At 64.2% G+C, this 5,860-nt stretch carries 5 protein-coding genes; 1 reads left to right on the top strand and 4 read right to left on the bottom strand.

Going from position 1 to position 5,860, the window contains the following annotated elements; all coding sequences use genetic code 11:
• The 4 genes from EN984_RS19850 to EN984_RS19835 form a co-directional block, all read right to left on the bottom strand.
• Positions 1-374 (bottom strand): aminotransferase class IV (locus EN984_RS19850; RefSeq protein WP_348630234.1); only part of this gene is annotated, 374 nt, incomplete at its 3' end.
• Complete coding sequence (locus EN984_RS19845; protein ID WP_127268300.1) at positions 323-1,468, bottom strand: aminodeoxychorismate synthase component I; 1,146 nt, start codon at positions 1,466-1,468, stop codon at positions 323-325. The genes EN984_RS19845 and EN984_RS19850, both read right to left, overlap by 52 nt.
• Before the next feature lie 178 nt (positions 1,469-1,646).
• A complete protein-coding gene (locus EN984_RS19840; protein ID WP_127273187.1) occupies positions 1,647-2,429 on the bottom strand; it encodes a proton-conducting membrane transporter in 783 nt (260 codons plus the stop codon).
• Between the two features lie 361 nt (positions 2,430-2,790).
• Positions 2,791-4,623, bottom strand: a complete 1,833-nt coding sequence (locus tag EN984_RS19835; RefSeq protein ID WP_127272612.1) for a M3 family oligoendopeptidase — start codon at positions 4,621-4,623, stop codon at positions 2,791-2,793.
• Between the two features lie 177 nt (positions 4,624-4,800).
• Here EN984_RS19835 and EN984_RS19830 point away from each other — a divergent pair.
• Positions 4,801-5,860 (top strand): sigma-54 dependent transcriptional regulator (locus EN984_RS19830; RefSeq protein WP_164765541.1); only part of this gene is annotated, 1,060 nt, incomplete at its 3' end.

The following is a 5,860-nucleotide window of genomic DNA, read 5'->3' as shown; positions in this document are numbered from 1 at the left end:
GTGTAGGGCTGCCGCCGGCTGGTCTTGTGGCGCAGCAGCGTGTCGTGCGAATCGAGCCTCGTCCGCGCCAGCCGCAGCATCCAGACCTTGTCGGCGGCGAGCGGTTCATAAGGCTGCGCCGAGGCCGCCACCTCACCATCGTGCGACAGGACGAGCCGCGTGCGCATGGCAACGCCGGAACCGCCGACCGCGCTGCTCAGTGCCTCGCCGACCTTGCCTGGAGCACAGCGGAAGCCGAGCTCCGCCGCCGAGCCATAGAGGCGCGCAAGATGGCGATCGAAGCGCAGGAAGCCCGGGCCGGGTTCCCAGCGCATGGTCTCGATCAACTGAAAGTCGGCGGTGTTCCCGTCGCGAAGCGCGCTTTCAGCAGACACTCCTGATACTCCTCCTGCGCCGTCGAATCGAAGACGACGCCGCCTCCGACATTGTAGACGGCCTCGCCGCCCGAAAAGAGCGAGATGGTGCGGATCGCCACGGAAAAGCGCATCGGGCCGCCGGGCGCGATCCAGCCTATGGCGCCGCAATAGGCATCGCGGGGCGTGCCTTCCAGGTCGCGCAGGATCTCCATGGCACGGATCTTAGGCGCGCCGGTGATCGAACCGCAAGGAAACAGCGCCGCGAAGATCTGGCGGATAGAGAGACCCGGCAGCAGTTTGGCCCTGACGTCGCTTACCATCTGATGCACGGTCGGGTAGGTCTCGATGCGGAACAGCGCCGGCACGTCCAGCGTGCCCACCTCGCTGATCAGCGAGATATCGTTGCGCAGGAGATCGACGATCATCCGGTTTTCGGCCTGGTTCTTCTCGTCATTGCGCAGGAAGATCTTCTGCCGCTCGTCTTCGGCCTTGGTGGCGCCGCGCGGCGCCGTGCCCTTCATCGGATGCGTCTCGATCATGCCCTCGGCGTCGATCTCGAAGAACAGTTCAGGCGAGCGCGACAGCACGATGGGTTCACCGAGCGCGATCAGCGCGCCATATTTCACCGGCTGACGTTCCGTCAATGCATCGAAGGCGGCCAGCGGCTCGCCTGACCATTGCGCATGCACGGGAAAGGTCAGATTGCCCTGGTAGCAATCACCTTGCCGGATGTGCTGGTGCAGCCGCGAAAAGCGTTTTTCATAATCCTCCGGCGACCACGTCGCACGGGCGTCGAAGATCGGGCCGTTGGTCGCCGTGGTGTCGCGCGGCGGCACCGCCTCTTCGACCGGGGCATCGAAAACCCCAAGGCACACGAGTGGGGCCCGGCGTTCATTCGGCAGCAGGGGAACGAGCTTGGGTTCGAGCAGGTAGCCCGCCTCATACGAGAAATAGCCGGCAAGCCATTTGCCTGCATCATGCGCGGCTTGTGCTGCTTCCAGAGCCGGTTCGAAATCCCCTGCTTCGTGCGCCACGATGATATCGGCCGGCCGGTCGAAAACGAGCTGGCGCGCGCTTTTGTCATTGCGAAAAATTGCGGCGGGCAGGGACATGGGACTCGTGCTGCGGTCTATGAAGCCATCAACCGCTCTATATGGGGTGCCGCTCGCGCGCAATCGAGGGAACGGCACGCTGCCTCTCAAAGCCGACCTCAGGGCCAACCCAGGGCCCAAGAGCAAACGGCGGCGCCGATATGGCGCCGCCGTTTGTAGTCTCGGTTCTTGCCGGCGATCAGCTGTTGCTGAGGGTTCCGGCTGTTGGAAACTGCTTGGCGAATTCCTTCTCGTTGCCGGCGGCGAGCAGCTTGGCTTGCTCGATCCAGCGTTCGCGCGCGATGCGGCCGTCGAAATTCATGACGTCCTCGATCCGTTTGACATCGGCGGCGGTCCAGGACGCGATCTGGGCGAAGCTGGTGACGCCTTGCGCCTTGAGCAGCTTCTCGTTGACCGGACCGATACCGATCAGCCGGCGCAGATTGTCGGGCTTTCCGGATGCTGGGCCGGCTGCTGGCTTGGCTGTTGCAGACTTGGTTGTTGCAGGTTTGCTCGTTGCGGATTTGGCTGTTGCAGGTTTGCTCGTTGCGGATTTGGCTGGAGCCGAGGTTTTGGTGGCGGCGGGTTTCGCTGCCGGCTTGGCAGGGACCGCCTTGCCAGGGACCGCTTTCGCAGCGGCCGGTTTGGCCGGCGCTGGCTTTGTGGCGGCGGATTTGGCTGTCGCGGGGGTCGACATCAGGGCCGCCGGGGCCTGGCTTGCCGGCTTTGCCGCGCTGCTTCCGGCGGCAGGTGCGGCCGACGCTTCACGCAGCCGGCGCTCGAGGTCGGCGCGGGTCTTGCCGCATGCATCGAGTTCGCCGGTCAGGCGGTCGCCGTCGGTGCGCAGCCTGTCGCGTTCGCTGCGTGTACGGTCGAGGTCGCCGCGCAAGCTGTCGAGTTCACCGCGCAGGCGCCCCCAAAGGAACCAGCCGACCAACACGCCTATCAGGAACGCCAGGACCACGTAGAAAAAAGTGCCCATTGTCTCTCTCCAGTCAGATCCGTCTGCCGTGGGTCATGACCTTCGGCGAAGGACTACTCTTGGTGGTTCCGCGGTAAGCAGAACAGCCGGCTTCGGTTCGAGCTGCGGCGATCGGCTTTGCTTGCCCATGGCCAACGGCCGTTGTCGCGTTCGCCTGAGCGACACGGCCGGCTGAGATTTCTCCTCGCCGATCCGCATGCGCTCCGGCTGAGCTTGGAGCGAAGGCTATCATAGAGCTTGTGGAAAGCTATCGGAAAACTTCGGTGGAGAGTACTTCAAGAACAGATATTTAGGGTGATAGTAGATCTGTCCCAACATGCATTCCGGCTAAACTGTTAGAGCGATGCCTGAGGGACGCGTTTCAAGCGTCGAGCGCTTCCAGCTCGTCGATCAGGCCGCTGATGACGCCAAGTCCGATCTGCCAGAAGGCGGGATCGGTGGCGTCGAGCCCGAAGGGCGCCAGAAGCTCGGAATGATGTTTGGTGCCGCCGGCGCGCAGCATTTCGAAATACTTGTCCTGAAAGCCGCGCTCGGCGTTCTGGTAGACCGCGTAGAGCGAGTTCACCAGGCAGTCGCCGAAAGCATAGGCATAGACATAGAAGGGTGAATGGATGAAGTGCGGGATGTAGGTCCAGAACACCTCGTAGCCTTCGCGCAGCTTGATAGCGGGACCCAGACTTTCGGCCTGCACTTCGAGCCAGAACTGACCGAGCCTGTCGGAGGTCAGTTCGCCGTTCTTGCGTTCGGCATGCACCTTGCGCTCGAATTCATAGAAGGCAATCTGGCGCACGACCGTGTTGATCATGTCCTCGACCTTCTGGGCGAGCATGGCCTTGCGCTCGCGCCGGTCGGTGGTCTGGTCGAGCAGCGAGCGGAAGGTCAGCATCTCGCCGAAGACCGATGCCGTCTCGGCCAGCGTCAGCGGCGTCGAGGCCATCAGTGCGCCCTGGCCGCCGGCCAGCACCTGATGCACCCCATGGCCAAGCTCGTGCGCCAGCGTCATCACATCGCGCGGCTTGCCCATGTAGTTGAGCAGGACATAGGGATGCGCCGACGGCACGGTCGGATGCGCGAAGGCGCCAGGCGACTTGCCGGGCCGGGCCGGCGCGTCGATCCAGTTGCGGTCGAAGAAGGTTCGCGCGATCTCGGCCATGTCGGGCGAAAAGCGCTGATAGGCGGACAGCACGGTGTTCCTGGCCTCCTCCCAGCCGATGATCGCCTGGGGCGTATCCGGCAACGGCGCGTTGCGGTCCCAGTGGTTCATCACCTCCATGCCGAGCCAGCGTGCCTTCATCGCGTAATAGCGGTGCGACAGGCGCGGATAGGCATCGCGAACGGCGGAAGCCAGGGCGTCCACCACGCTGCGCTCGACGCGGTTGGCGAGATGGCGTGAATCGGCGATGTCCTCGAAGCCGCGCCAGCGGTCGGATATCTCCTTGTCCTTGGCCAGCGTGTTGGTGATCAGCGTGAAGGTGCGCAAATTTTTGCGGAAGGTCGTGGCCAGCGCCTCGGACGCCCGGCGGCGCACCTCGCCGTCGGCGTCCTGCAAACGGTTCAGCGCCGGCTCCAGCGTCAGTTCCTCGCCGTCGATGTCGAAGCGAAGGTCGGTCATCGTCTCGTCGAACAGGCGGTTCCAGGCGCCGCGCCCGGTGATCGACTTTTCGTGGAAGAGTTGCTCGACGCGGTCCTCAAGCTGGTAGGGCTTGTCCTTGCGCAGATCGAGCACCCACGGCCGGTAGTGACCGAAGGCGGGATCGCCGGCGAGCGCGCCTTCGATCGACGCATCGTCGATCAGGTTGAGTTCGAGCGCGAAGAACAGAAGGTGCGCGCTGGCGTCGGTCATCTTCTCCTGGACGTCACCATAGAGCTTGGCGCGCTGGGGATCAGCGGTGTTTCCGGCATAAACCAGACCCGCATAGGAGACGATGCGGCCGATCAGTTCCTCCAGCGCTTCGTAGGCGACGAGCGCCTCGCCCAGCCTGCCGGCGCTGCCGCGCTCGGCCTCGGCGGCCAGCGTGCCCTTCCAGCGGCTTTCGAAGCTGACCGCGTCAGTGGCGGCCTTGGCGATGTCGCGCTTCAGTTCTGGCGCGTCCATGCCGGCATAGAGGTCGGCAAGGTTCCATTCCGGCAGGTCGCCCAGCTCGGCCGCGCCCTGACCGGACGCCGGCGCCGCCAGCCGCCGTGCGGAACCCATGTGCCCAGAATCCTTATGCATTGCCGACACCTTCCGTGGCCAAGGTTCAAGGAGAAACGAGAAGCCGGTCAAATCCTAAGGAATTCATTCACCGGGTTTTTTGAAACCTTATTTAGAACCCTGTGCCAAGATGGTCCACAGGGCAGGATTCCTCGGGCGGGCATAGTCGTATTAGTCATGACAGGTTCCATACTCATAGTCGATGACGATCCGGTGCAACGCCGGCTGCTCGAAGCGGCGGTGACGCGGTTCGGCTACAGCGCAATCGTCGTCGACGGCGGCGCGGCCGCCTTCGATATCCTCGATGGACCCGGCGCCCGCGAGGTGTCGGTGGTCATCCTCGATCTGGTCATGCCCGGTCTCGATGGTATCGGCGTGCTGAAGGCGATGCGCGAGCGCGACATCAACGTGCCGGCCATCGTGCAGACCGCGCAGGGCGGCATCGAGACCGTGGTTTCGGCGATGCGTCATGGCGCCTTCGATTTCGTCGTCAAGCCGGCGTCTCCCGACAGGCTGCAGGCGTCGATCGGCAATGCGCTCAAGGTCGAGGCCGTCGAGGGCGAGGTCAAGCGCACGTCGCGCCGGCGCGGCGGCCTCCTGACCTTCAAGGACATGATTACGCACAGCCCGGCCATGGACAGGGTGATCCGTCTTGGCCAGAAAGCGGCGGCATCCAACATCCCGATCCTGATCGAGGGCGAGTCCGGCGTCGGCAAGGAACTGGTGGCGCGCGCCATCCAGGGCAGTGGCGACCGCCGCTCGAAACCCTTCGTCACCGTCAATTGCGGCGCCATCCCCGACAATCTGGTCGAATCGATCCTGTTCGGCCATGAGAAGGGCTCGTTCACCGGCGCCACCGACAAGCACACGGGCAAGTTCGTCGAAGCGCATTCGGGCACACTGTTCCTCGACGAGATCGGCGACCTGCCGCTCGACGTGCAAGTCAAGCTGTTACGCGCGGTCCAGGACGGCGAGGTCGATCCGGTGGGTGGGCGCTCGACCGTCAGGGTCGACATCAGGCTGATTTCGGCGACGCACCGCAACCTCCTGCAGCAGGTCAAGGACGGCAAGTTCCGCGAGGATCTGTTCTATCGGCTGAACGTCTACCCGATCTTCGTGCCGCCGCTGCGCGACCGCCGCGACGACATCCCCTATCTGGTCACCCATTTCATGGAGAAGGTGGCGCCGGCCGACCCGCACCGTCGCCTGCAGGGTATTTCGGCGGCAGCGCTCGCCG

The organism is Mesorhizobium sp. M7A.F.Ca.CA.004.12.1.1 (assembly GCF_003997835.1).
GTDB lineage: Bacteria > Pseudomonadota > Alphaproteobacteria > Rhizobiales > Rhizobiaceae > Mesorhizobium.
Note: the sequence above shows the minus strand (reverse complement) of the source record. Positions and strands in the feature narration are given on the sequence as shown.